Source organism: Maribacter sp. Asnod2-G09 (assembly GCF_045063795.1).
GTDB lineage: Bacteria > Bacteroidota > Bacteroidia > Flavobacteriales > Flavobacteriaceae > Maribacter.
The window spans coordinates 594,845-617,414 of sequence record NZ_JBEFOA010000005.1 but is presented as its reverse complement, the minus strand read 5'-3'; the positions used below and the strand labels follow the sequence as shown (position 1 = coordinate 617,414).

18 protein-coding genes are annotated in these 22,570 nt (G+C 35.8%); 7 read left to right on the top strand and 11 right to left on the bottom strand.

Going from position 1 to position 22,570, the window contains the following annotated elements; genetic code table 11:
• Position 1 precedes the first annotated feature (1 nt).
• The 4 genes from ACJJVT_RS14675 to ACJJVT_RS14660 form a co-directional block, all read right to left on the bottom strand.
• A complete protein-coding gene (locus ACJJVT_RS14675; protein ID WP_405399701.1) occupies positions 2 to 1,552 on the bottom strand; it encodes a M20/M25/M40 family metallo-hydrolase in 1,551 nt (516 codons plus the stop codon).
• A gap of 57 nt (positions 1,553 to 1,609) precedes the next feature.
• Entirely contained in the window at positions 1,610 to 2,053 is a 444-nt protein-coding gene (locus ACJJVT_RS14670; protein WP_405399699.1) for an SRPBCC domain-containing protein, read from the bottom strand.
• Between the two features lie 6 nt (positions 2,054 to 2,059).
• A complete protein-coding gene (locus tag ACJJVT_RS14665; RefSeq protein WP_405399698.1) occupies positions 2,060 to 3,352 on the bottom strand; it encodes a Zn-dependent hydrolase in 1,293 nt (430 codons plus the stop codon).
• A gap of 109 nt (positions 3,353 to 3,461) precedes the next feature.
• On the bottom strand, positions 3,462 to 3,584 hold the full coding sequence (locus tag ACJJVT_RS14660; RefSeq protein WP_405401046.1) for a CDGSH iron-sulfur domain-containing protein: 123 nt from the start codon (positions 3,582 to 3,584) through the stop codon (positions 3,462 to 3,464).
• Positions 3,585 to 3,817: 233 nt separating this feature from the next.
• On the opposite strand from ACJJVT_RS14660, the gene ACJJVT_RS14655 reads away from it, so the two are divergent.
• Positions 3,818 to 4,453 carry a CatA-like O-acetyltransferase gene (locus ACJJVT_RS14655; RefSeq protein ID WP_405399696.1) on the top strand — a complete coding sequence of 212 codons (636 nt, stop codon included), beginning with the start codon at positions 3,818 to 3,820 and terminating at the stop codon, positions 4,451 to 4,453.
• A 22-nt stretch (positions 4,454 to 4,475) separates the two neighbouring features.
• Here ACJJVT_RS14655 and ACJJVT_RS14650 read toward each other — a convergent pair whose 3' ends face one another.
• The gene (locus ACJJVT_RS14650; protein ID WP_405399694.1) at positions 4,476 to 5,978 is read right to left on the bottom strand and encodes an ATP-binding protein; all 1,503 of its coding nucleotides are present in this window, start codon (positions 5,976 to 5,978) and stop codon (positions 4,476 to 4,478) included.
• 209 nt (positions 5,979 to 6,187) lie between these two features.
• Between ACJJVT_RS14650 and ACJJVT_RS14645 the strand changes: the two genes are divergently transcribed.
• The 3 genes from ACJJVT_RS14645 to recQ all read left to right on the top strand — a co-directional run bounded on the left by ACJJVT_RS14645 (position 6,188) and on the right by recQ (position 9,700).
• On the top strand, positions 6,188 to 6,874 hold the full coding sequence (locus ACJJVT_RS14645; protein ID WP_405399693.1) for a GNAT family N-acetyltransferase: 687 nt from the start codon (positions 6,188 to 6,190) through the stop codon (positions 6,872 to 6,874).
• Positions 6,875 to 7,139: 265 nt separating this feature from the next.
• Positions 7,140 to 7,472: a single-stranded DNA-binding protein gene (locus ACJJVT_RS14640; protein ID WP_133686091.1), complete on the top strand. Its 333-nt coding sequence runs from the start codon at positions 7,140 to 7,142 to the stop codon at positions 7,470 to 7,472.
• Between the two features lie 143 nt (positions 7,473 to 7,615).
• On the top strand, positions 7,616 to 9,700 hold the full coding sequence (gene recQ / locus ACJJVT_RS14635) for a DNA helicase RecQ (protein WP_405399691.1): 2,085 nt from the start codon (positions 7,616 to 7,618) through the stop codon (positions 9,698 to 9,700).
• 19 nt (positions 9,701 to 9,719) lie between these two features.
• Here the strand turns inward: recQ and ACJJVT_RS14630 are convergent, their stop codons facing one another.
• The 3 genes from ACJJVT_RS14630 to ACJJVT_RS14620 all read right to left on the bottom strand — a co-directional run bounded on the left by ACJJVT_RS14630 (position 9,720) and on the right by ACJJVT_RS14620 (position 13,666).
• Positions 9,720 to 10,553, bottom strand: coding sequence for a phosphatase PAP2 family protein (locus ACJJVT_RS14630; protein ID WP_405399690.1), 834 nt, complete (start codon positions 10,551 to 10,553; stop codon positions 9,720 to 9,722).
• A gap of 78 nt (positions 10,554 to 10,631) precedes the next feature.
• On the bottom strand, positions 10,632 to 11,534 hold the full coding sequence (locus ACJJVT_RS14625; RefSeq protein WP_405399689.1) for a histone deacetylase: 903 nt from the start codon (positions 11,532 to 11,534) through the stop codon (positions 10,632 to 10,634).
• An 8-nt stretch (positions 11,535 to 11,542) separates the two neighbouring features.
• Positions 11,543 to 13,666, bottom strand: a complete 2,124-nt coding sequence (locus ACJJVT_RS14620) for a Tex family protein (protein WP_405401044.1) — start codon at positions 13,664 to 13,666, stop codon at positions 11,543 to 11,545.
• A gap of 185 nt (positions 13,667 to 13,851) precedes the next feature.
• Here ACJJVT_RS14620 and ACJJVT_RS14615 point away from each other — a divergent pair, with 185 nt between their 5' ends.
• Positions 13,852 to 16,143 (top strand): hypothetical protein, encoded by a 2,292-nt coding sequence (locus ACJJVT_RS14615; RefSeq protein WP_405399687.1) that lies wholly within the window; start codon positions 13,852 to 13,854, stop codon positions 16,141 to 16,143.
• Between the two features lie 76 nt (positions 16,144 to 16,219).
• Here the strand turns inward: ACJJVT_RS14615 and metG are convergent, their stop codons facing one another.
• The gene (gene metG / locus ACJJVT_RS14610) at positions 16,220 to 18,310 is read right to left on the bottom strand and encodes a methionine--tRNA ligase (protein ID WP_405399685.1); all 2,091 of its coding nucleotides are present in this window, start codon (positions 18,308 to 18,310) and stop codon (positions 16,220 to 16,222) included.
• A 211-nt stretch (positions 18,311 to 18,521) separates the two neighbouring features.
• On the opposite strand from metG, the gene ACJJVT_RS14605 reads away from it, so the two are divergent.
• Complete coding sequence (locus ACJJVT_RS14605; RefSeq protein WP_405399684.1) at positions 18,522 to 18,701, top strand: hypothetical protein; 180 nt, start codon at positions 18,522 to 18,524, stop codon at positions 18,699 to 18,701.
• 56 nt (positions 18,702 to 18,757) lie between these two features.
• Here the strand turns inward: ACJJVT_RS14605 and ACJJVT_RS14600 are convergent, their stop codons facing one another.
• Both ACJJVT_RS14600 and ACJJVT_RS14595 read right to left on the bottom strand, forming a co-directional pair.
• The gene (locus ACJJVT_RS14600; protein ID WP_405399683.1) at positions 18,758 to 20,461 is read right to left on the bottom strand and encodes a DUF1501 domain-containing protein; all 1,704 of its coding nucleotides are present in this window, start codon (positions 20,459 to 20,461) and stop codon (positions 18,758 to 18,760) included.
• 11 nt (positions 20,462 to 20,472) lie between these two features.
• Entirely contained in the window at positions 20,473 to 21,966 is a 1,494-nt protein-coding gene (locus ACJJVT_RS14595; protein ID WP_405399681.1) for a DUF1800 family protein, read from the bottom strand.
• A 186-nt stretch (positions 21,967 to 22,152) separates the two neighbouring features.
• Here ACJJVT_RS14595 and ACJJVT_RS14590 point away from each other — a divergent pair, with 186 nt between their 5' ends.
• Positions 22,153 to 22,512 carry a YraN family protein gene (locus ACJJVT_RS14590; protein WP_405399680.1) on the top strand — a complete coding sequence of 120 codons (360 nt, stop codon included), beginning with the start codon at positions 22,153 to 22,155 and terminating at the stop codon, positions 22,510 to 22,512.
• The last annotated feature ends 58 nt before the right edge of the window (positions 22,513 to 22,570 follow it).

Here is a 22,570-nt window from a genome sequence, read left to right as displayed (position 1 = left end):
GTTATTCGTCTTGCCCACCTTTACGTTGTGGTGTTCTTGGTGCTGGCCATTCTCCTTTTTCACCAGATCTTGGGTTAATACCTAACACGGCTTTTTCGCGCGATGTTTTCTCTGGATCTTCACAAGCCATATACGTAAGAATAGCCGTTAGAATAGCATTGTTACGTACGTCGTCGAATACTATCTTGTCATACGTATCTAGATTGGTGTGCCATGTGTAATTCCAATAATCCCAACTAAGAGAGCTTAAAGAAAAAGCAGGTGCACCAGCAGCAACAAAAGAAGCGTAGTCAGAACCACCACGCCCAGGTGACCCTGGGAAGGTAGTTTCTATTTCATTTTTATACGTTTCTGGTACGGCTTCTAACCAACGCCCTAAATAATCATAGGCATGTAGAAAACCTTGTCCCGATAAGCGAACAACACGACCGGTACCATTATCTTGATTGAAAACAGCTTGTACGCCAGCTACAATTTCTGGGTGGTCTTCAACAAATGAACGAGAACCGTTTAAACCTTGTTCTTCACTTCCCCAATGTCCAATTAATATCGTTCTTTTCGGATTCGGATATACTTTTTTAAGAATTCGAGCAGCCTCTAACATGGTAATTGTGCCAGTACCGTTATCAGTTGCTCCCGTTCCACCATCCCAAGAATCGAAATGGGCAGAAAGAATTACATATTCCTCTGGAAATTCAGTGCCAGGTATGGTTGCGATGGTATTGAATGTTGGTACCACGCCTAGGTCTTTAGATTCGGCTACTATTTTAATTTTAGTGTCTGCACCATGTTCAACCATTCTGTACAGCATTCCATAATCCTCTAAAGAAATATCCACTGCAGGAATTTTATCAGTACCTGCACTAAATATTTTGTTAGCGCCAAAACCTTCAGACCATCTGGATTGTGCAATACCAACAGCACCTGCTTTTTCAAATGCAGCATTGATATTTCTACTCGTGTAGCCTGTATTGTTAATATTCTGTCTCCATATTTTTTCGATAGAATCGCGCTCCGTTTTCATTTTCTCGAAGGATGATTTTGTTGCGTATTCTTCCCAGTTTTCATCTGGTCTACCTGTAGGTTGCAGCATGCTCACCATAACTATTTTTCCTTTCACATTAGGAAGCCATTTTACAAAAGATAAGGAGTCTTTGAAACTAGGCAATGTAATTAAAGATGCGGTAACACCTTTAGAACTTGTACCTGGGTTCCATGCCAATTGTGTGGCGTGAAGCGAAGCTACACGTGGCGATACCATATCTACGTGAGTGATGCCTCTCTGCCAACCTTTCCAAGTTCCCCATTGTTGGTTTTCGGCAGCAATACCCCATTTTTTATAGGTATTTATTGCCCAGTCATGTGCGGTTTTCATTTCTGGTGTTCCAACCAAACGTGGTCCGTTGAGGTCCATTAATTCGTAAGCTAATTGCTCTAATTGCGAGTTTTCAACGCCTTCTTTTTCAATGGCATTGACAATGTCTTCTGTAGTTTGCGAAATTGCGATGGTAGTGCATAGAAAGTATGCACAAATGAGTAGTCCTTTTTTCATGTTCAAGATAGTTTGTTAGTTGAACTAAGGTACTAATTTAAGGGTAGAAGATTGCTGTTAAAATTTGTCTGATTTTTGAAGGAAGAGAGGTAAGCTTTCCTTAATTAAATACGACCATCCTGCCTCTCCGCTTTCTCTTTTAAATTCTGGAATATGTGTTGGAAAATCTTTTGTGATTTCGCTTGTGACCGTAAGTAGTGTTTGATGCTCCTTCTCATATAGCTCAAATGTAGAGATGCTTTCTCCTGGGTATTCATCGAAGGTCCAAGTGTAACTAATTCTAGATTTTGGAATAGCGGTCGTTACAATCCAATTATGAGTGAAGTTTCGACCACCATTCGTAATTAAAAAGCTAGTTTTAAAAGACACCTCTGGCTTAAAATCAGGAATAACATCAAAATACCATTGTCGCATATCATCCACATTGGTCAATGCTTTCCATACCTGCTCAATTGATGCATTTAGAAGTTGTTCTATATGTATGGATTGATTGTCTCTCATAAAATGTTATTTAAGCTTATCGTCCAAAGCCAAAATAGTTTGTAATAATACATTAGCACCATTTGCCATGTCAACCGCAGAAGTAAATTCTTTAGGAGAATGACTAATTCCGTTTTTACTTGGTACGAATATCATTCCGGTGGGTGCAATAAGTGCCATATCTTGGGCATCATGACCCGCGCCACTTGGCATTGATTTGTAACTCAATTCAAGAGATTGAACACTTTTTTCAATTTCAGATTGTATGGTTGAATCCATGATGGCTGGGTCTGCTGTGGTATCTAATTTTTTAAAGGAAATTTCAACTCCCGATTCAGTACTAATTTCTTCTGCTCTTTTTTCGATAGCAATATATACCTTCTCAATAACCTCAGAAGATAAATCTCTAATTTCAAGACTCGTAACTACATGACCTGGAATTACATTAGGTGCTCCTGGTTCTGACTTTATTCTACCAACAGTTGCAACTTGTGAACCATCAAAACTTGTGGCAACCTCATTGACTGCGATGATGAATTTTGAGGCTGCTAATAATGCATCTTTTCTGGCATTCATTGGTGTTGTACCTGCATGGTTGGCAAAACCGTTGAATTCAACATTCCACCATTTAAGTCCCACAATTCCTTTGACAATACCAATCTCTAAATTTTCTTTTTCAAGAGTGCCTCCTTGTTCAATATGTAGTTCTATAAAGGCAGCAACGTCTCCTTTTTTACGAGCCACTTCTGCTAGTCTGGTGGTATCTCCACCTAATCTCATCATACCTTCGCCAATGGTGTACCCTGTTGAATTTTTAACGCCAAAAGCACTTTTATTCAAATGACCGGCGATTGCTCTACTACCTACAACACCACCTTCTTCATTAGAAAATATGATAATTTCTAAAGGATGTTTGGTTTTGACTTTATTTTCATCAAGCACTTTAAGAACTTCTAAAGAAGCCATACTACCAACACAGCCATCATAATTGCCACCATGCGGAACGCGGTCTATATGTGAGCCAAATGAGATAGGTTTCATATTTGGTTTTGTCCCTTTTCGTATTCCAATTACGTTGCCAGCATAATCGATATGGGTTTGAATGCCCATAGCTTTTAATTGCTCAATAACCCATTGCTGGGCAGCAACATCGGCATCACTAAAAGCAACACGTTCGGTTTCACCATTTTCTTGAATGTTAAACTGGGCAAGATCTAGAATACGCTTTTCTAATCGGTCTTGATTCACCGAGATTTGAGCAATACCTAATAAAGGACTAATAATTAAAAGTAAAGTAATTATATTCTTATATTTTTTCATGATCCTATATGGTAAAGCGTTTTTATCTCTCTATGAATATTTCAAAAATGGTGTATACTATTGAGATGTAGTATACACCTAATAATTTATGTATTAGAATTTTGATTAGTTATCCTATCCATTCTATTTTTCTGTGCGATCCATCGCAAAATGGTTTGTTTTCTGAAACTCCGCAACGACAAAAACCTGTAGTTCCTTCTTTTGTAACAATTTCACCCGATGCTAATTGAATTGTAATTTCCCTTTAATTTTTAACGGTCTGTTATTAGTTACAATAATATCTGTAGTGCATTGGTCTTTGTTTTCTTACTTAGTTTTTTAATGTATTATAATAATTTATAAAAAGTGAAATAACATCCTTTATTTGAAAAGTACAAGTTATCACAATTTTAAATTGAAATTTGAGGTTGTATATTTATTGCTGAATAAAACTGTGTAAAACCTAAAATCAAGGTCAACAAATAGATGAAAAAAGAATTAAATATAGCGGATTGGAATAGGGCAGGTCATTTCAAATTTTTTTCACAGTTCAGTGAGCCTTTTCATGGGGTAACCGTAAAGGTAAATTGTTCTAAAGCTTATGATTATGCGAAACAATCTGGCAACTCATTTTTCTTGGTTTATTTACATAGAACATTAAAGGCGGCTAATGCCATAACTCCGTTTAAATACCGAATTGAAGATGGTAAGGTGTTCGAGTATGATCATGTTCATGCATCGCCAACCATTGGTAGGGATAACGGAACATTCGGTTTTTCTTATATTGAATATAAGGAGTCATTTAATGAATTTAGAGATGCTGCCAATAAGGTAATAGAAGAGGTGAAAAAATCAACGGGATTGGATTTGCCAGAATGCGGTGTCAATGTATTACATTGTTCTAGCATGCCGTGGCTCGATTTTACTTCCGTTTCCCATGCGCGACATTTTGAATTTGCAGATAGCTGCCCCAAGATTTCATTTGGTAAAATGACGGGGGATGGTGAGCATAGGTTTATGCCTGTATCAATACATGTACATCATGCTTTAATGGATGGCTATGAAGTAGGTTTGTTCGTTGCCGAATTTCAACGTTTAATGTCTTTAAATGGTGAGGTTTAAATTTTAATAAGGTGTCAGTAAATTAGATTTGAGGTATTGCTTGTTCATTTGTTAAGTTTTTAAAGTTTAAAATAAACTCGGTACCCTTATTTATTTCACTCTTACAAATTATTTCTCCACCGTTCATTTCTACAAAATCTTTTGTTATCATTAACCCGAATCCGGTTCCTTTTTCACCAATTGTTCCTTTTCTAATGGTAGGACCACTATTATTGTCCGTACTGTTTTGCCAGTCGGTATTCATACCTAATCCAAAATCTTTTACCCCTATAGTAACTATATCAGATGTACAGTTGGAGGACAATATTATTTTTTGACCTTCCTTGCTAAATTTTATAGCGTTAGAGGTCAGGTTACGTAGAATGACTTTTAACATATTTTCGTCAATGTAGAGTTCTTGACAAGAAATTGCCAGTTCTAAGTCTATATCCTTATCAATTGCTATTCTTTTAAATTCGTTTTTTATGGAATTAAATATGGAATCTAAATTGCATAATTTTTTATCCAAAGTGACACCTTCTAGTTGATTATAAGACCAATCAAGCAGAACGTTAACCATAGAAATTCTATCGGTTACTTCATTTTTTAATTTTTTTGTAATCTCCTTTAGTTCACTTTCCTCTAACTGACTTTCAATCATTTCTACGATTGTACCAACATTATTAAGAGGTCCTCTTACATCATGGGTTAGTAGTGAGAATAATTTGTTTTTCAGCTTATTTACTTTTTCAAGTTCCCCGTTTTGGTATTCTAAATCTTGCTTTGCTATTTGTAAATGTTTTGTTTGTTTTTCAACCTCTGTAGTTAGTTTACTATTGGCTTCAATCTGAATTTTTATAGTATTGTCTTCAATTGATTTGTATTTGTAGCTAATTAATAGAGAGAAAAGAAATAATTGAAAAGTCACAAGAATTGAGGTTAGTAGTATTACAAGGTCGGTATCTATATTAAAATACTTTTGTGAAAACCATGCTCCTATATAAAGAAATGAACCGAGCAGGTAAGGAGTGTAAGAATATAAATAATATTTATTAAATTTTTCAGCTTTGTACAAACGTATTCCTGAAAATAAGCTGAGAAGTGCAGTTGATAAAGCTATGATGGCAGCTAGCATGACTAGAGAACTGTTTAACCAATCAATTTTAGTTATTATGTTATTTAGAATGTGCAAACCAGGTAAACAAATCATGATTATTGCAAATACTTTATAAATTGTAGCTAATGTTGGGTGGTTGTTTTGAGAAATGTTCAGGTAGCTTTTGGTAAACATTAATAGCCCAAAAGTGGATATCATTGCTGTGGTAAGTGAGGTTTTACTGGCGATTAATGTAACCTGTTCGCTAAAAGTACCATGAATGATGAGAGATAAACTCCAATGTAAAGTCAATCCGAAGATTAGAATAAAATAGTACAGTAGAATTTTATGCCTTAAAACAAGAAATGATAATAGGTGGTATATGCCAAAAACACCAAAAATGGACGTAAAGACAATATTTGTTATATACCTAAGATCAGTGATTTCCATATATAAACTATAAATTTATTAAGTGGGGAGATATGAATCTGAAATGCCCTTTATCATCTCTGCTCTTTGAATTTATAATTTTTTATTGAGAATGAGCCAATATTAGGTAGGCTTCTTTTTATACAAGTATTAAATTCAATTTTATGTTTAGTAAGATGTGATATTGTTTTAAGATTGAATAATTTGCACAAGATTTGATTCACAATAGAATGGTAAAGTTAGAAGAGCAGCTTAAAAATCCGGTTTGGCATTCCTTAAATGAAACACATAAAAAGTTTGTTGTTGTATATGACGGCGTTCAGTTTTATGATCAAGAGGTGTGCACTTTTGGGTCTTTTTTCGATGAATCAAAGACAGAAAAAGCTTCCAAGCAATATATAAATACGACAGATAGTTTTTTCTTCGTTTCAGAGAATCAGACTCCGTTTATTGATGAAGCTAAAATTGCTCTAGAGAAGAAAATTGATGGTTGCCAAATGGTATTAAATCAACTACCAGAAGTTTCAATAACAGAAGATATTGTCTTACTGACCGATGAATATATTGATGAAGTGTATGACTTAATTTGGTTGGTAATGCCCGGTTATTATCGTAGAAGAACCTTTGAAATGGGTAATTATTACGGAATTTTTAAAGACGGGAAATTGGTTTCGATAACTGGTCAACGAATGCAAACCAATCTTTTTATAGAAGTAAGTGCGGTGGTAACTCACCCAGATTATACCAGAAAAGGATTGGCAAAACAACTTATCGCGCATACTACAAAAGAGATTTTGAAAGTAAATAAAACACCTATTCTGCATACCAATAAAGGAAATTTGGCTATACCACTATATCAGAAATTAGGATACGAATTAACCAGAGATATGAACTGGTGGTTGTATCGTAAAATTTGATTAATCTCATTTTCTAAGGTTAACATCTCGGATTTTTTTTTGCATTTTTCAACTATTTAATAGATTATTCTATTTTTTATTTCATTTTGATATATTTTTAAATAACTGTATAACAGTATTATAAAAGTTTATAAACGACTGTAAACGATAACAAACGAAAGTAAGTGTTTGCAAACCGATTAATCTTTCAATGCTGTTCTAGGTTTGCAGTGTCGAGTCACAATGGCTAGATAGTATGAACTGTTAAACCATAAAATTTAGAGAGATGAACGCATTAAAAAACAAAGTACAGTTGATTGGTAATTTAGGGCAAGACCCAGAAATCGTAAACTTAGAAGGTGGTACCAAATTGGCTAAATTTTCTATCGCTACTACAGATAGTTATAAAAACGCGAAAGGTGAAAAAGTTGATGATACCCAATGGCATAATATAGTTGCCTGGGGAAAAACAGCTGAGATTGTAGAAAACTATTTAGCCAAAGGAAAACAAGTTGCTATAGAAGGTAAACTTACTCACCGTTCGTATGAAACTAAGGAAGGTGAAAAAAGATACATTACAGAAGTAAGGTGTAATGAGTTGTTGATGTTGGGGAAGTAGGTTAATACGTCTTCACGAGGAGGCGCGACGAAGTGATCTGTTGGTTTGGAACACGAAATTGACAGATTGCTTCGTGCATCGTAAAGATCTAATCCTGTGAAAACATCTGCTAAAGACATTTTCAAACACTATTTTTGCAAAACATGATTACAACAGAAAAAGACTTAATACCATTATTAAAAAAGCACTTTGGATACGATTCGTTTAAACCGAATCAATTATCCATTATTGAAGATGCACTTAGTAAAAAAGATGTGTTGGCGATTATGCCTACTGGTGGTGGTAAGTCCCTTTGTTATCAGCTTACGGCATTGGCTTTAGAAGGTACTGCAATTGTAATTTCTCCGCTGATTGCCTTAATGAAGGATCAAGTAGATGTCTTAAAAGCTAACGGAATTGCAGCTGAATATTATAACAGTTCTCAGACTCAAGAAACACAGCAAGAGATTCTTGGTAAATTAGAGCGAGGGGAGTTGAAACTCTTCTATGTTGCTCCAGAGAGTTTAGGCTTTTTTAATAACATACTTGGTAACTTAAAAATTAGTCTTTTTGCAGTAGATGAGGCGCATTGTATTTCATCGTGGGGACATGATTTTAGACCTGCATATACTCAACTTGGCGGATTAAAAAGAAGATTCCCGAATATTCCGGTGATGGCACTTACGGCAACTGCCGATAAAACTACGCAAGACGATATTGCAGATCAATTACAAATAACGAATGCTGAGCGTCATTTAGCATCTTTCAATAGACCTAATTTGTATTTGGATGTAAAACCTGCTCAAGATCGAATAAAACATATTCTCGATTTTTTGGATGATAGACCGAACGAAAGCGGAATTATTTACTGCCTTAGTCGAAAAAGTACGGAGTCTATTGCCGAGAAATTACGTAATGCCGGTTTTAAAGCCAAAGCCTATCATGCAGGTATGTCCTCTGATGAACGTTCTACTGTTCAAGAAGAATTTATTACGGATAAGGTGCCCATTATTGCAGCAACCATTGCTTTTGGTATGGGTATAGATAAGAGTAATGTGCGTTGGGTTATTCACTATAACCTTCCAAAGAATATAGAAGGGTACTACCAAGAAATTGGTCGTGGCGGTCGTGACGGACTCCCAGCTCACGCCTTACTATTTTACAGTTTTGCCGATGTGGCTCAGTTGCGTAGGTTTATAACACAAAGTGAAAATGCCGATGTTGAATATGCAAAATTGGAGCGTATGCAGCAATTTGCAGAGGCACTAAGCTGCCGTAGAATTGCACTATTAAATTACTTTGGTGAGCAAGTTAGCGAAGGTTGTGGAAACTGTGATATCTGTAATTCACCACCTGCTTATTTTGACGCTACATTATTGGCGCAAAAAGTTTGCTCAGGTGTTGCTCGTTTAAAAGAGCGAGAACCTATGGGTATGGTGATCGATGTTTTAAGAGGTGCGCAGAATGCGCACGTTTTAGAAAAAGGCTATCAGAACATAAAAACCTATGGCGCTATAAAAGATGTCTCTTGGTTAGACCTGCAGCAATATGTTATTCAGCTATTGAATCAGGGTGTATTGGATATAAACTTCAGGGAAGGTGCAAGACTCGGATTAACTGAACAGGCAAAGGAAGTTTTATTTTCAGGAAAAAAAGTGCAGTTAGCAGTGTTGCAAAAGGAAGCGGAAAAGAAAAAGGCTGCGGCAAAATCACGAACTACGAAAACAAATTTATTCGAAAAGCTTCGTTTACTTAGACAACAAATTGCAACGGAACAGAATGTACCTGCTTATGTTGTTTTTGGTGACGCGAGTTTAAAAGATATGGAGGCTAAACTCCCTAAAAATAGAGAGGAGTTTATGCAAGTCTCTGGAGTAGGACAGGCGAAGTTAGAAAAGTACGCAGATGTGTTTATTGCTGAAATAACTAAAAATGCTCCTGCTAAGAAATCAAAAAAAGCAACACACGACCAAACTTTTGAATTATTCAGAAAAGGTTCTACAGTTTCTGAAATTGCTACGTCAAGAAATTTGTCTGAGAATACGATATACGGACATCTAATGAAAAAGCATGCCGAGGGTGAAGATCTTGATTTAAATCAGTTTGTTGATTCAAAAGAGATAGCTGAGATAGAAAAAGCAAAATCTGAACTTACAGAAGCCACAGGTCTAAAAGACTATTTTGAATTCTTCGAAGAGAAAATGCCGTATTGGAAAATTAAGTTTGCGCTGTATATGTTAGATTCTTAAAAATGGATATTTGTCCGATTTAAAAATTAACCGTTACGCCCAATTGACCAGGACCAAAATTAAGATTCCAACTTACCATTTTTTTATGGTTGTTGTATTTCTCATCATATCTTCTGTCTAGATATTTATCTATAGATTCAACGGTTGCTATACTTATTGCAAAAGCGAATACCATATCGCTTAAATAATGCTGGCCATCCCAAACACGAGAAATACCCGGTATAGCGCCTAATGTGTAAATACCTGCTTTTACCCACGGATTTTTAAATTGTTTTCCAATTGCATATGCATTGGTAAAGGCAAGCAAAGCATGCCCAGACGGGAACGAATGAAAGTTTCTACTTGAATTGAAAGGATCAAAGGTGTCTTTGCCTAAATCTGCCAAAGGTCTTGCTCTACCTACTACAGATTTTAATACTTGTTGAAGAAGTCCAGCAGAAGTGGCTGATGATATCAATAATACTCCCGTTCTTCGTAATTTTTCGTTTTTGGTAATTAACCCTACGGCGTATACACCTGATGTTGCTAAATAATTATTTGAAGGACTACCGTAGAATTCACCATAATCACGAACAACTCTTGGTATGCCTTCTCTGTTGTTTCTTATAAACCTTGATGTTTCATCATCTACTAAATAAACTAACCCGGTACCAGCTACAACAGCGCCAAATTGAGCCCATTGATTACCTTTCCAATGAAATGGACGCGCATACGAATACCCAACTCCTGTAAACATACTGCCCACATCGTACTTAAACATATCCCACCGTGTTTCTGTAGAATCTTTAACGGAGTCTTGTGCGTTTAATGAAATACAAAAGGTTATGCCTAAGAGGATTATTAGATTTTTCATATTGCAAATTTAAAGTTATACTAGTTTAAAATAGAATCAAATAGGTATTTTGTTTTGCTCAAAAAGTCTGAAATAGTCCTAAAAATAAAGTTTCTGTGCCAATCGAAATGTATTGGCGTGTGCTTCAACAATGATTTTAATGTCTGGCGAATACCCACCACCCATACTGCATTGTACTGGTATATTTAAGTTGTGACAAGTAGTTAAAACAAACTCATCTCGTTTTTTACACCCTTCCAATGTCATACTAAGTGTGCCCAATTTGTCACTTTCTAGAATGTCAACACCACAGAGGTAAAAGATAAAATCTGGCTTAACTTTAACTATTAATTTGGGTAAATTATCCTTTAGTATAGAAAGATATGTTTCATCATCGGTTCCTTTTAGTAAGGGAATATCTAAGTCTGACTGTTCTTTTTTAAACGGATAATTACTTTCTCCATGCATAGAGAATGTAAAAACTGCATCGTCATTCTGAAATATTTCTGCTGTTCCGTTTCCTTGATGCACATCTAGATCTACAATGAGAATTTTCTTTGCAAGACCTTTATTCAATATGTACCTAGCGCCAATTGCTTGGTCGTTTAACATGCAAAATGCTTCGCCGTGGTCGCTATAGGCATGATGTGTTCCGCCGGCAATATTCATGGCAATTCCGAATTCTAAAGCAAAATCGCATCCTTTTATGGTTCCGTCGGCAATTATACGTTCGCGCTCTACTAAATCTTCCGAAAGGGGAAAACCTATTTTACGTGCCATTTTAGGAGAAATCATCATATTCAACAGATCGTAGAAATACTCAGGATCGTGAACTGCTACAATATGTTTATCATTTGGTATTTCTGGTTCAAAGAAGTTTTCTTCGGTGCATGTACCTTCATAAATTAATTGCTGCGGTAATAACTCATATTTTTCCATAGGAAAACGATGCCCCTCTGGTAACGGATGTTTATATATTGGGTGATTCGCTATTTTTAGCATCGGTTCAATTATTTATGCAGCTTCAATTGAATACGTTTTCTTTGAACATCGACGTCTAAAACTTTTACAATAATCTGCTGATGTAAGTGTACATGTTCGTTTACATCTTTTACGAATGAATCAGATAGGTTAGAAACATGAATTAGTCCGCTTTCTTTAATGCCGACATCTACAAAACAACCGAAGTTGGTGATGTTATTTACAATGCCAGGTAACAACTGCCCGCTATGTAAATCTGTAATCGATTTAATGGTTTGGTCAAAGGTAAATACTTTGGCTTTTTCTCGACGATCAAGACCTGGTTTTTCAAGCTCTGAGCGAATATCTTCTAAGGTAGGTAGCCCAACTTCATTGGTACAATACTTTTGTAGGTCAATTTCTTTAAGTACTGTTTTGTTCCCGATCAGCGATAAAATTTCTGTCCCTTTATCTTTCGCCATCTGCTTGACTATACCATAACTTTCTGGGTGTACGGCAGAATCGTCAAGAGGGTTTTTAGCATCTTTAATACGTAAGAAAGCTGCACCTTGCTCAAAGGCTTTTCCGCCTAAACGCGGCACATCCATAATATCTTTTCGGCTTTTAAAAGCACCTTTCTCTTTTCTCTGAGCAACGATATTTTCTGCCAATTTAGGACCAATGCCAGAAACATAACTTAGCAATGGTACACTAGCAGTATTGATGTTCACGCCTACAGAGTTAACACAACTTTCAACAACCGTATCAAGAGAGTTTTTTAACTTGCTCTGATCAACATCATGTTGGTATTGTCCAACACCAATAGACTTTGGATCAATTTTTACCAGTTCGGCAAGTGGATCAGCCAAACGTCTGCCGATAGAAACGGCACCACGTACGGTAACATCGTAATTTGGGAATTCATCTCGCGCAATTTTAGAGGCGGAGTAAATAGATGCTCCGGCCTCACTGACTACAAACACTTCTACCGGGTCATTAAAAATCACCTTCTTTACAACCTGCTCTGTTTCTCTAGATGCCGTACCATTACCAATGGCAATAGCTTCTATTTTATAGGCATTTGCCAACGAACTTAATTTCTTTATGGCGCCACCAATATCGTTTTGTGGCGCATGCGGATAAATAGTTTCGTTATGTACCAAGTTACCTTGAGCATCTAAACAAACCACCTTGCAACCCGTTCTAAAACCAGGGTCTATGGCAAGAATACGTTTTTCGCCTAAGGGAGCTCCCAATAATAATTGTCTAAGATTATTAGAAAACACACCAATGGCATCATCATCTGCTTTCTCTTTTGCTGCTTTTAATAGTTCGTTGGATAAGGATGGAAACAATAATCTTTTGTATGCATCTGCAATGGCAAGCTCAATTTGTTTACCGCAGGCATTATTTGTTTTTATAATTCTATTTTCGATTCTATCGAGTAACCGTTCGTCATCCAACTCAATTTTCACCCGGATGAATTTTTCTGATTCGGCACGTAAAATAGCAAGTAATCGGTGCGACGGACATTTATTCAACGGTTCGCTCCACTCAAAATAATCTCGGAATTTCTGAGCCTTTTCATCATCTTTTTTAGTGCCAATTACTTTGGTGCTAATAATGGCAAATCGTGCTAATTGAGATCTTATGGAACTTCTTATATCTGTACGTTCATTGATCCACTCAGAAATAATGTGGCGCGCTCCTTCTAAAGCGTCATCTTCATTTTCTACTTCTTTGCTAAGGTATTTAGAGGCTGTAAACTCGATATCATCATTACGTTGCGCCATAATGATTTTTGCTAAAGGCTCCAATCCGTTTTTACGGGCTACTTCAGCTTTTGTTTTTTTACTTTTTTTGAAAGGGAGGTATAAATCTTCTAACTGAGTAAGGTCTTCAGAATTCTCAAACTTTTGTTTTAGCTCAGCCGTTAATACGCCTTGTTCATCAACAGCTTTTATAATGGCTTTTTTACGCTTTTCTAATGTTTCAAATTGTTCTTTAAACTGAACGATTGCACCAACTTGTACTTCATCTAAATTACCAGTTCTTTCTTTACGATATCTTGATATAAAAGGTATGGTGCAATCAGCATTTAAAAGCTCAATAGTATTTTGAATTCCCTTCTCAGGTAGCTGGGTATATTTAAGTATGTACGGCAGTAATTGCATGTAAAATCGTTTAGAACTTTTAAAAATACCCATTATTAGGTATTGAAATCAAGCAGTAGAAGGTATTTATTTGTCAATAGTATTCTCCCCCTAATAATTCTCCCCCGGTTCGCATTAAAATATCACGGTCATGGAGACATAGCTGATTCTATATATTATTAATTATTAACCAAAACTAAACCATTATGAAAGTAAAAGTATTTACAATTTTTTGTGCATTATTGTTGACCATGGGTTGCAGTAAAAATGATGACACAGTAGAAGAAACACAAGTAGTAAAACCAGAAGAACAAGAGCTGCCCAATGAACCCACTTCTGTAACCGTACTTACCGGAAAGTTTATTGATGCCGCAGTGCAAGGACTAACTTTTGAAACTGCAACCCAAGATGGACTTACCAATGAGAATGGAGAATTTCAGTACGTAGAAGGGGAAGAAATCACCTTTAAAGTAGGTGAGGTAACAATTGGTTCCATTATAGCAAAAGAAGAAATTACACCAATAGATATTGCTCAAGTGGCAGATGCTAGTGCGAGTATTGAAAGTCCAATTTCTAAAAATATAGCGGCTTTTTTACAAACTTTGGATGAAGATCAAGATCATAGCAATGGTATTAACTTAACTGCAGATATTACCGCTGCACTGGGCGTACAAAATGTAGATTTTTCTAGTAGCGTTTCATCTACTCTTGCAGATATAGTAATCAATGTATCTAAACAAACAGGAGCTTATTTAAACATTGTGTATCCTGAAACAGCTGCAGCGAATATGGCAACTGCTTTGGGCTTAGAATATACTCCGCAAGACAATTTGGCATTAACACATTTGCTTCCGTTACTGGAGTCTTTATACGCCGCCGATATACCAAAATCTGCGGTTTATAAAAATTCTTTTAATGCAGATGGAACATTATTTTCTACAAATATTGTTTTAAGATATTCGGGTAGGGTTTTGCATGAGCTTACTTTTACAAACTACAATGATTTAGGTTTACCCTCAACATTAGTTAAATTAGATGTGAGTCCGAGATTGTTAGGGGGTACATATGGATACCCAATTAGTTCGTATTCTAATTCTTTTGATTTAATATATAACTCAACTAATCGAATAGAGCAACTTGTTTATGATAGTGGTGCGTCAAACACCCAACGTTTTATTAAAATTTCTGAATGGAATGAAGAAAACAAAGCTTTGTCTTATGTTGAAAATATTACTCAAGAAACAAATGTTTATAGTCGAGAGAAAACTAATATAAACACCTATGAAGATGGAAAACTTATATCTCAATCGATAAATGATATTTCTCAGACCAATGATATAGAAGGACAGTATTTTTCTAATAGTAATTATACGTCAACTACTAATTTTCAATATAACGAGAAACAAAATTTTTCGGAAATCAGTAATACTTCTAGTAACGAGTATTCATCACAATATCAAGATGATTTGCCATATGAGAATGTGTCTAGTTCTACTCAAGTTTGGTCATTAAATTATAATGAAGCCAATACCCTTACCGAATTGAATATTGACGGTAATACGGTAGGTCAAGATTATACTTCCTCATTCGAAAACATATTTATGTTCGATGAAAATGAGTTGGTAGTTGCCAATACTTTTACAACTGGTGATGGTTTTCAGCAGGTTCGAACCTTACAAGGAGGATATTTACTTTCTTCTGAAAGTTTTAATAATGGATTATTAACTTATAGTACCACATATGAGTCTGATGGTTCCTATGTTGAAATGATAAATCAGTATAATGATAATTCGGAAATTACTTTTTCATATGCCAATAACTGGGTAATACTTTCTACGGGATATTATGCAATTCAAAAAACTGAATATTTTGACGAAGAGGGGGTTTTAACTGACTATTATAATTATGAATTCTATGATAATGGAATTGTTAAAGAAACTCGTTCGTACGATGCCTTTAACGAACTCAATTGGGTCGATTATTATGACGAAAATGGCTATTGGATTAAAACTGAATATTTTGAATTAGGTGTGGTTGACTATACGTATCTCTATGAAAATGATGAAAACGGTAATAGAATAAGTTCAGAAGGTTATGATGCGAATGGAATTTTGTCTGTAGCATATTACTATAATGATTTAGGTTATGTTTCATATGAAGAGTATTATGTTCAAGGAGTTCTTGAGGAGTATTATAATTATAACTACGAGAACAATATTCTAATAACCGTTGATGGCTATTTAGCAAATGGGCAACTATATTTAATTGAGTTTTATGAAGATGGTATTTATGTACGATCTGAGTTTTATGATGCAGACGGTAATCTTACAGACACCTCTACTGGGAAGTCATTTAGCGTTCAAGCAAATAGACGTTCAGCATCTTTAAAATTAGACGCTGCTAAAAGATTACATGATGTTTACGAATCTAAATCGGTAAAGCGTATCATTAAATCTAAATATGCACTTAAAGATAAACTAATGCTAGAAAGACGTTAATTTATCTTCTCAACTATAAAGTAAGAAGCCTTAGTGAATATTCACTAAGGCTTCTTTAATTAATTGAAATTGTTCTCTAGTTGATTCCTTCACCATTACCAACACTATCCTCATCTGGATTAACGAATACCAATTTACCATCGGCATTTTCAGTCATCAAAATCATGCCTTCACTATCAACACCACGTAATGCTCTTGGCGCTAAGTTGACCAGTACAGTTACTTTTTTACCTACAATATCTTCTGGTTTAAAGCTTTCTGCAATACCAGAAACAATAGTTCTAACGTCTAAACCTGTATCTACTTTTAAAACTAAAAGCTTTTTGGCTTTTGCCATTTTTTCAGCTTCGATAATAGTACCTACACGCATATCTAGTTTTGAAAAATCATCAAATGTAATAGTATCTTTTTGTGGCATTACTTTCTTGTTTTCGTATTCGTTCGCTTTTTTGGTCGCCTCTAATTTGTCTAGTTGCGCTTGAATTTCACTATCCTCTATCTTTCTAAATAGTAATTCTCCTTGATTTATTTGATGTTCAGGTTGTAGTAATGCTTCTTTTGTTGAAACATCATCCCATTTTAGACTTTCGCTACGCTCCGTCTCCGAATTTGAAGATAGATTTAAAATGTTCTTAAGCTTGTTAGATGTAAACGGTAAAAATGGTTCACTTAGAACAGCTAAGCCAGCTGCTATTTGTAAAGCGATATTCATAATCGTTTTTACACGTTCTTCATCAACCTTAATCACTTTCCATGGTTCTGCATCGGCTAAGTATTTATTACCTAAACGGGCAAGATTCATTAATTCTTGACCTGCTTCTCTAAAACGGTAGCGCTCAATAGAACTTGAAATGATTTCTGGATATTTTGATAATTGCTCAAGTGTCTCAGTATCCACATCAGTTAAGTTTCCTGCAGCAGGTACCTTGCCATCGTAATACTTGTTGGTCAATACCACGACTCTGTTAATGAAATTACCTAAAATGGCTACTAGTTCATTATTATTTCGTGCTTGAAAATCTTTCCAAGTGAAATCGTTATCCTTAGTTTCTGGTGCGTTTGCTGTTAAAGTATAACGAAGCGAATCTTGCATTTCTGGAAAATCGACCAAATATTCATGCAACCAAACTGCCCAGTTTTTAGAAGTAGATAGTTTGTTTCCTTCTAAATTCAAGAATTCATTTGCCGGTACATTTTCCGGTAGTATATAACTGCCTTCTGCTTTCAGCATAGAAGGGAAAATAATACAGTGAAAAACGATATTATCCTTCCCGATGAAGTGAACTAATTTTGTGTTTTCGTCTTTCCAATACGGTTCCCAATCTTTTCCTTCACGGGCAGCCCATTCTTTGGTAGATGAAATATATCCGATAGGTGCATCAAACCAAACATATAATACTTTGCCTTTACCACCTGGTACAGGTACGGGTATTCCCCAATCTAAATCTCTGGTTACGGCTCTTGGCTCTAGTCCGCCATCGATCCATGATTTACATTGTCCGTATACATTTGGCTTCCAATCATCTTTATGACCTTTTAAAATCCACTCTCTTAAAAAGTCCTCGTATTTATCTAAAGGTAAAAACCAGTGTTTTGTTTCTTTAGTTGTAGGTACTGTTCCAGTTATAGTTGATTTCGGATTTATTAAATCGGTAGCATTTAAACTAGACCCACAATTTTCACACTGATCTCCGTACGCCTCTTCATTACCACATTTTGGGCAGGTACCAATTACAAAACGGTCTGCCAAAAATTGCTGTGCTTCTTCATCATATAATTGTGCCGTAGTTTCCTCAATAAAATCTCCTTTATCATAAAGATTTATAAAGAATTCTGAAGCCGTATCATGATGAACCTGTGCAGAGGTTCTCGAATAATTGTCGAAGGTTATACCGAAATCGACAAAAGACTGCTTAATTATTGCATGGTACTTATCAATAATATCTTTTGGGGTAACGCCCTCTTTTTTTGCTTTCATTGAAATGGCTACACCATGTTCATCGCTACCACAAACAAAGGCAACGTCCTTACCTGTTAATCTCAGGTAACGAGCATAAATATCTGCTGGTACGTAAACGCCTGCTAAATGACCAATATGTATTGGACCATTTGTGTATGGTAAAGCAGCAGTAATCGTATATCTAGAGGGTGTTTTAATATCGGACATCAAAATAAATTAAGCTACAAAAATACTGAATTTGAAGGGAGAATAACTAATTACTTCGCAATTGTAACTTGTTCTAAAATGTAATTTGGGTCAATATTTTAATGAAGTTCAATGTAAAACCGATTTACGCGAGTGAAAAATATACTAAAACGGTTTAAAATCTGTTCTATTGTAAGAAAAAACCTATTTATTAACTAAATCATATAAAGATATGGGTGTTGGTAATTCAAAAAAGCTAAAGCTTGATAATAGTTTAGAGAAGCTTACTACAGAAACTAAAGACATAGAAAGTACTAAAGAAGATGTTGTTCGGCTGTATAAGGATAAGAATCAGCGAGTTATAAAAGAACTTAGATTTGAGTCTAAAATGAACAATACTAAACTAGCATAATTAAAAAGCCCTATTCAATTTACTTGAATAGGGCTTTTTACATAGTGGGAAACAGATTAAGCTACCATCACTGATTTACTCATTTTTTGGTTTTGTACATTAATACGATAAATGTATTTACCTGTTGATAGCTGTTCGGGCATGCGCTCTCGTATATTTATTTCGGTAGAACCTTCAAACATCATTTCGTTAAAAACTGTGCCGACTTTCTGACCAAGAATATTAAAAAGTTCAATATCTACATGTGCCGAAAATGGCATTTCTAAATAGATATGTGGTGTACTATCCGTAGGATAAAAAGGTTTGTGCACTACGGCATTTATTAAGTCTGGGTTAAAAGGAGTTTCCGCTTGTTCATCTGGATATACAGGAGGAGTAACTTCACCATCGCTATATACAATGTCAGGGAAAGCTTCTCCACTACAACTAAAGCCTAAGTCTACCGGTACATACGGTTTGTAATTCAATAAATGCGCTTCAACCAATGGTATGTCTACACATAGCCATTCTGCTAGAACGGTAGCGTAGAGATCTCTAAAATCCATCGTGTATTCTAAGTTTCCTCGTCCATCTGGGTCGTCTAATGTTGGGTGATCGCCAACAAATGCACTACCATTTAAACCTGATCCAAAAAATAAGGTCGGTGTGGCTTTACCATGATCGGTACCATTAGATCCATTTTCAAAAATTCGTCGTCCGAATTCAGAAAAGGTCATACTCAATACTTTATCATCTTGTTGGGTAAAGGCAATATCTTCATAGAAATTGTTTACCGCTACAGATAGATTTGTCATTAATTTGGCATGTGCCTGTGGTTGATTACCATGAGTGTCAAAACCACCCATTGAAATCATAAATACTTTAGTGCCTAAGTTTCCTTTTATCAACCTTGCAATAAGTGCCAATTGGCGGGCAAAGCTATTGTCTTGATATTCTACTTGGTTTTGCCCACGTGTGTAAGCATCGTGAATAATACCAGAATATTCATAGGTTGTATTTGCTACTCCTCGTAAAAATTTCAACTGGTCACCGTACATACAGTCGTTGAACAAGGTGTCATCTAAACCATATACAACGCCCGATTCTGCAATTTCTTCTAGTTGATCAACATTAGATGTTACGAAAGCGTAGTTAGTTTCGTCACCTTGAAAAACCAAACTACCAAATTGACCTATTTGAATAGCGGCCGGTGCAGCTGGCGGATTAACTAAATAATCAGGGTACATGTTTTCAAAATGTCTACCCATCCATCCGGTGTTTAAACCGCTGAATCCGGTTGTCTCTATATCTGTATTCGCAAAAATATCTGATCCTGTAAAGTGCGATAAACTTTGACCTTCGTAACCTACACCGTGTACGGCCTTAAACTGGCCTTCTTCCCACATTGGTGCCAAAGAACTCATGTACGATGGTACACCAAATTCATCAGTCAATTTTAAAACCTTACTTTCTGGTACATATATATTGGGTCTCGCATTAGCATAACTATCATATTGTTCAATAGGTATAACCGTACTTAAACCATCATTACCACCAGATAGGCGAATTAAGATTAATATATTATCTGTTTCGGCAGCTGATATGCCCGCCGATAATGGCGATGGGGCAGATGCCGATAACATATTTGCGCCTAGCATCATAGAGCCCGAGCCCGCAATGCCCATTGCTTGTAAAAAAGAGCGTCTGCTCCATGTTTTATGTTCTTCATCATGACCTTCATGTTGTAGGCCTTTGAATGGGGAGTGGTGTGTATTGCACATAAGAGTAGGTGTTATTTTAATTGAAACTCAGGTTGTCTAGCTAAATACTGAAAAAGGAGGTATACTTGAAACGGACCTTGTTGCCAAGTAGCCAACGTCCAAGATTCTTGATTACCACCTTCGTAGTAAACATCTTCTACATCACTTCTGAATATGGCAAATGCTTTGGCATATTCTTCTTCATTTAGAAGTCCCTTGGTTAAAACGAAATCGATTATAAGTCTAGCAACCTCGTCGGGGTTGGAGCTTGTTAAACCTGCATTTCCTGAAATTTCGAGTCCGAATGTTCTAAACTGCTCATTGTCGGCCATATAGAATTCTTCTAATATGCTTTCAATGGTAAGCCAACGCCCAATCATAAAATTGGTGTTGATCCAAGACCTGTCTCTTTGCCAACCGGCAACATCAAAAGGTTCAAATATTTCTTGACTTAATAATGCACTGTAATTAACCATTTCAGCAACATTAGTATCGGTATAGCTAAAGCCTGATTCATTTAGTGTGTTGAAATAGAAATCTACCGGACTCTTTATAATTACTCCAATAGCTTCATCGTCGAAAAAGTGCTGACTCTTAAATAGTAACCTTAACACTGGTGCCAATTCAAAGTCACTGGTTACAAATGTCGCAGCCATGCCGTCAATAATCATTTGAGCATTATTCGCATCATCTCTAGAATCTGGGTGCACAAAAAATTCGTATAGCTTACGGCAGATGAATTCTGCTATTTCAGGAGCTCTTTGTTCGAAGAGTATGTTTATAACATCATCATATCCCCAATTACCAGTTTGGCCTAATATGGTTTTAGAACCTTCATCATGCTTGGTAGCATCAAAGGCTACAGCTGAACAACCAACTTCGCCACGTTCTACATAACCACTTAAGGCTTTTGCTGTTTCAATGATATCTTCTTCAGTATACCCGTTACCTTCACCTAAAGTAAATAGCTCATATAATTCACGAGCATAATTTTCATTAGGATTGTTACCATTATTGTACACACCATCTAAATAGTATAACATGGCATTGGTTAAACCAATTTCACTAGTAAAGGTTTTGAAATTACCTAAAGAGTTGCGTTGAAGGCAGTCTATATATTGGTATAAAAAAGAATTACAATTATATACCTCTAATTCAGTAACAAAATGATTGCTCCAGAAAAAGCTCAAACGATCTCTTAAATTGTTATTCAAAAGACCATTGGCATAAGCCAATTGAAATTCAGATTTTTGCTCTCTCTTTAGTTGATTGCTTGCGTCGCTATCTGCAGGGTAATTGTCATTGTTCCAATTTGCCCATGCAGGTGTAGCTATTTCGGGCATATTCAAAGCTTCATTTACCAAACTATCTACCAATGCACCGGCAGATTGACCGGTTGCTTGATTAATAGTGGCCACTGAGGCACTAAAACCTAATCGGCGGTATAAATGAGCTGCTCTCAGCTGATCTAAATTAGCTGTGTACGGAGCAAGAGTAGAAGTATTACAATTAATGAAATATTCCATATTCTTAAATAGGCATTTGTATTACGTTCGTAGAGTTGGGGCTTCTATGCTAAACGTTTCGAAATTTGGTATAGTATTTAAAACTATCTATTTTCGATAATCAGATTTCAAATAACGAGATTTATTGATAAAAAGACGGTGAAATTCCTGTTTTTTCGATGAATTACACAATCTGCGAACTACATCATGGGAAAACACAATGAATTTGGTAAAGAAGGGGAACAGATAGCGGTAGATTATCTTAAAAAGAACGGGTATGCCATCATATATAAAAATTACAGATATCTAAAAGCCGAGATTGATATTATAGCTAAAAAAGGAGACGTACTGGCAATTGTTGAAGTGCGTTCAAGAAGTTCAGATTTTATTCAAAATATTGCAGAGACGGTTACACCTAAAAAAATTAAGCTATTGGTTATGGCGGCCGACCACTATGTTACCGATAATAATTTAGATGTTGAGGTACGTTTTGATATCATTACCATACTGAAAAATAAGAGCCAATTTGAGTTAGAACATTTAGAATCTGCCTTTTACCATTTCTGAGTAATCTACTAAAAGAGTAGATTTATTAAAAAACATTTTGTTTTATTTATAACAAGTT

Excerpts from the sequence above, each read along its gene's own strand:
- ACJJVT_RS14625 (WP_405399689.1), bottom strand. The coding sequence starts at position 11,534 with ATGCTAAAAATAGCGAATCACCCAATATATAAACATCCGTTACCAGAG.
- ACJJVT_RS14620 (WP_405401044.1), bottom strand. The coding sequence starts at position 13,666 with ATGCAATTACTGCCGTACATACTTAAATATACCCAGCTACCTGAGAAG.
- ACJJVT_RS14595 (WP_405399681.1), bottom strand. The coding sequence starts at position 21,966 with ATGGAATATTTCATTAATTGTAATACTTCTACTCTTGCTCCGTACACA.
- ACJJVT_RS14640 (WP_133686091.1), top strand. The coding sequence starts at position 7,140 with ATGAACGCATTAAAAAACAAAGTACAGTTGATTGGTAATTTAGGGCAA.
- ACJJVT_RS14645 (WP_405399693.1), top strand. The coding sequence starts at position 6,188 with ATGGTAAAGTTAGAAGAGCAGCTTAAAAATCCGGTTTGGCATTCCTTA.
- ACJJVT_RS14655 (WP_405399696.1), top strand. The coding sequence starts at position 3,818 with ATGAAAAAAGAATTAAATATAGCGGATTGGAATAGGGCAGGTCATTTC.
- ACJJVT_RS14670 (WP_405399699.1), bottom strand. The coding sequence starts at position 2,053 with ATGAGAGACAATCAATCCATACATATAGAACAACTTCTAAATGCATCA.
- ACJJVT_RS14650 (WP_405399694.1), bottom strand. The coding sequence starts at position 5,978 with ATGGAAATCACTGATCTTAGGTATATAACAAATATTGTCTTTACGTCC.
- ACJJVT_RS14590 (WP_405399680.1), top strand. The coding sequence starts at position 22,153 with ATGGGAAAACACAATGAATTTGGTAAAGAAGGGGAACAGATAGCGGTA.
- ACJJVT_RS14630 (WP_405399690.1), bottom strand. The coding sequence starts at position 10,553 with ATGAAAAATCTAATAATCCTCTTAGGCATAACCTTTTGTATTTCATTA.
- ACJJVT_RS14665 (WP_405399698.1), bottom strand. The coding sequence starts at position 3,352 with ATGAAAAAATATAAGAATATAATTACTTTACTTTTAATTATTAGTCCT.
- ACJJVT_RS14600 (WP_405399683.1), bottom strand. The coding sequence starts at position 20,461 with ATGTGCAATACACACCACTCCCCATTCAAAGGCCTACAACATGAAGGT.
- recQ (WP_405399691.1), top strand. The coding sequence starts at position 7,616 with ATGATTACAACAGAAAAAGACTTAATACCATTATTAAAAAAGCACTTT.
- ACJJVT_RS14615 (WP_405399687.1), top strand. The coding sequence starts at position 13,852 with ATGAAAGTAAAAGTATTTACAATTTTTTGTGCATTATTGTTGACCATG.
- metG (WP_405399685.1), bottom strand. The coding sequence starts at position 18,310 with ATGTCCGATATTAAAACACCCTCTAGATATACGATTACTGCTGCTTTA.
- ACJJVT_RS14675 (WP_405399701.1), bottom strand. The coding sequence starts at position 1,552 with ATGAAAAAAGGACTACTCATTTGTGCATACTTTCTATGCACTACCATC.
- ACJJVT_RS14605 (WP_405399684.1), top strand. The coding sequence starts at position 18,522 with ATGGGTGTTGGTAATTCAAAAAAGCTAAAGCTTGATAATAGTTTAGAG.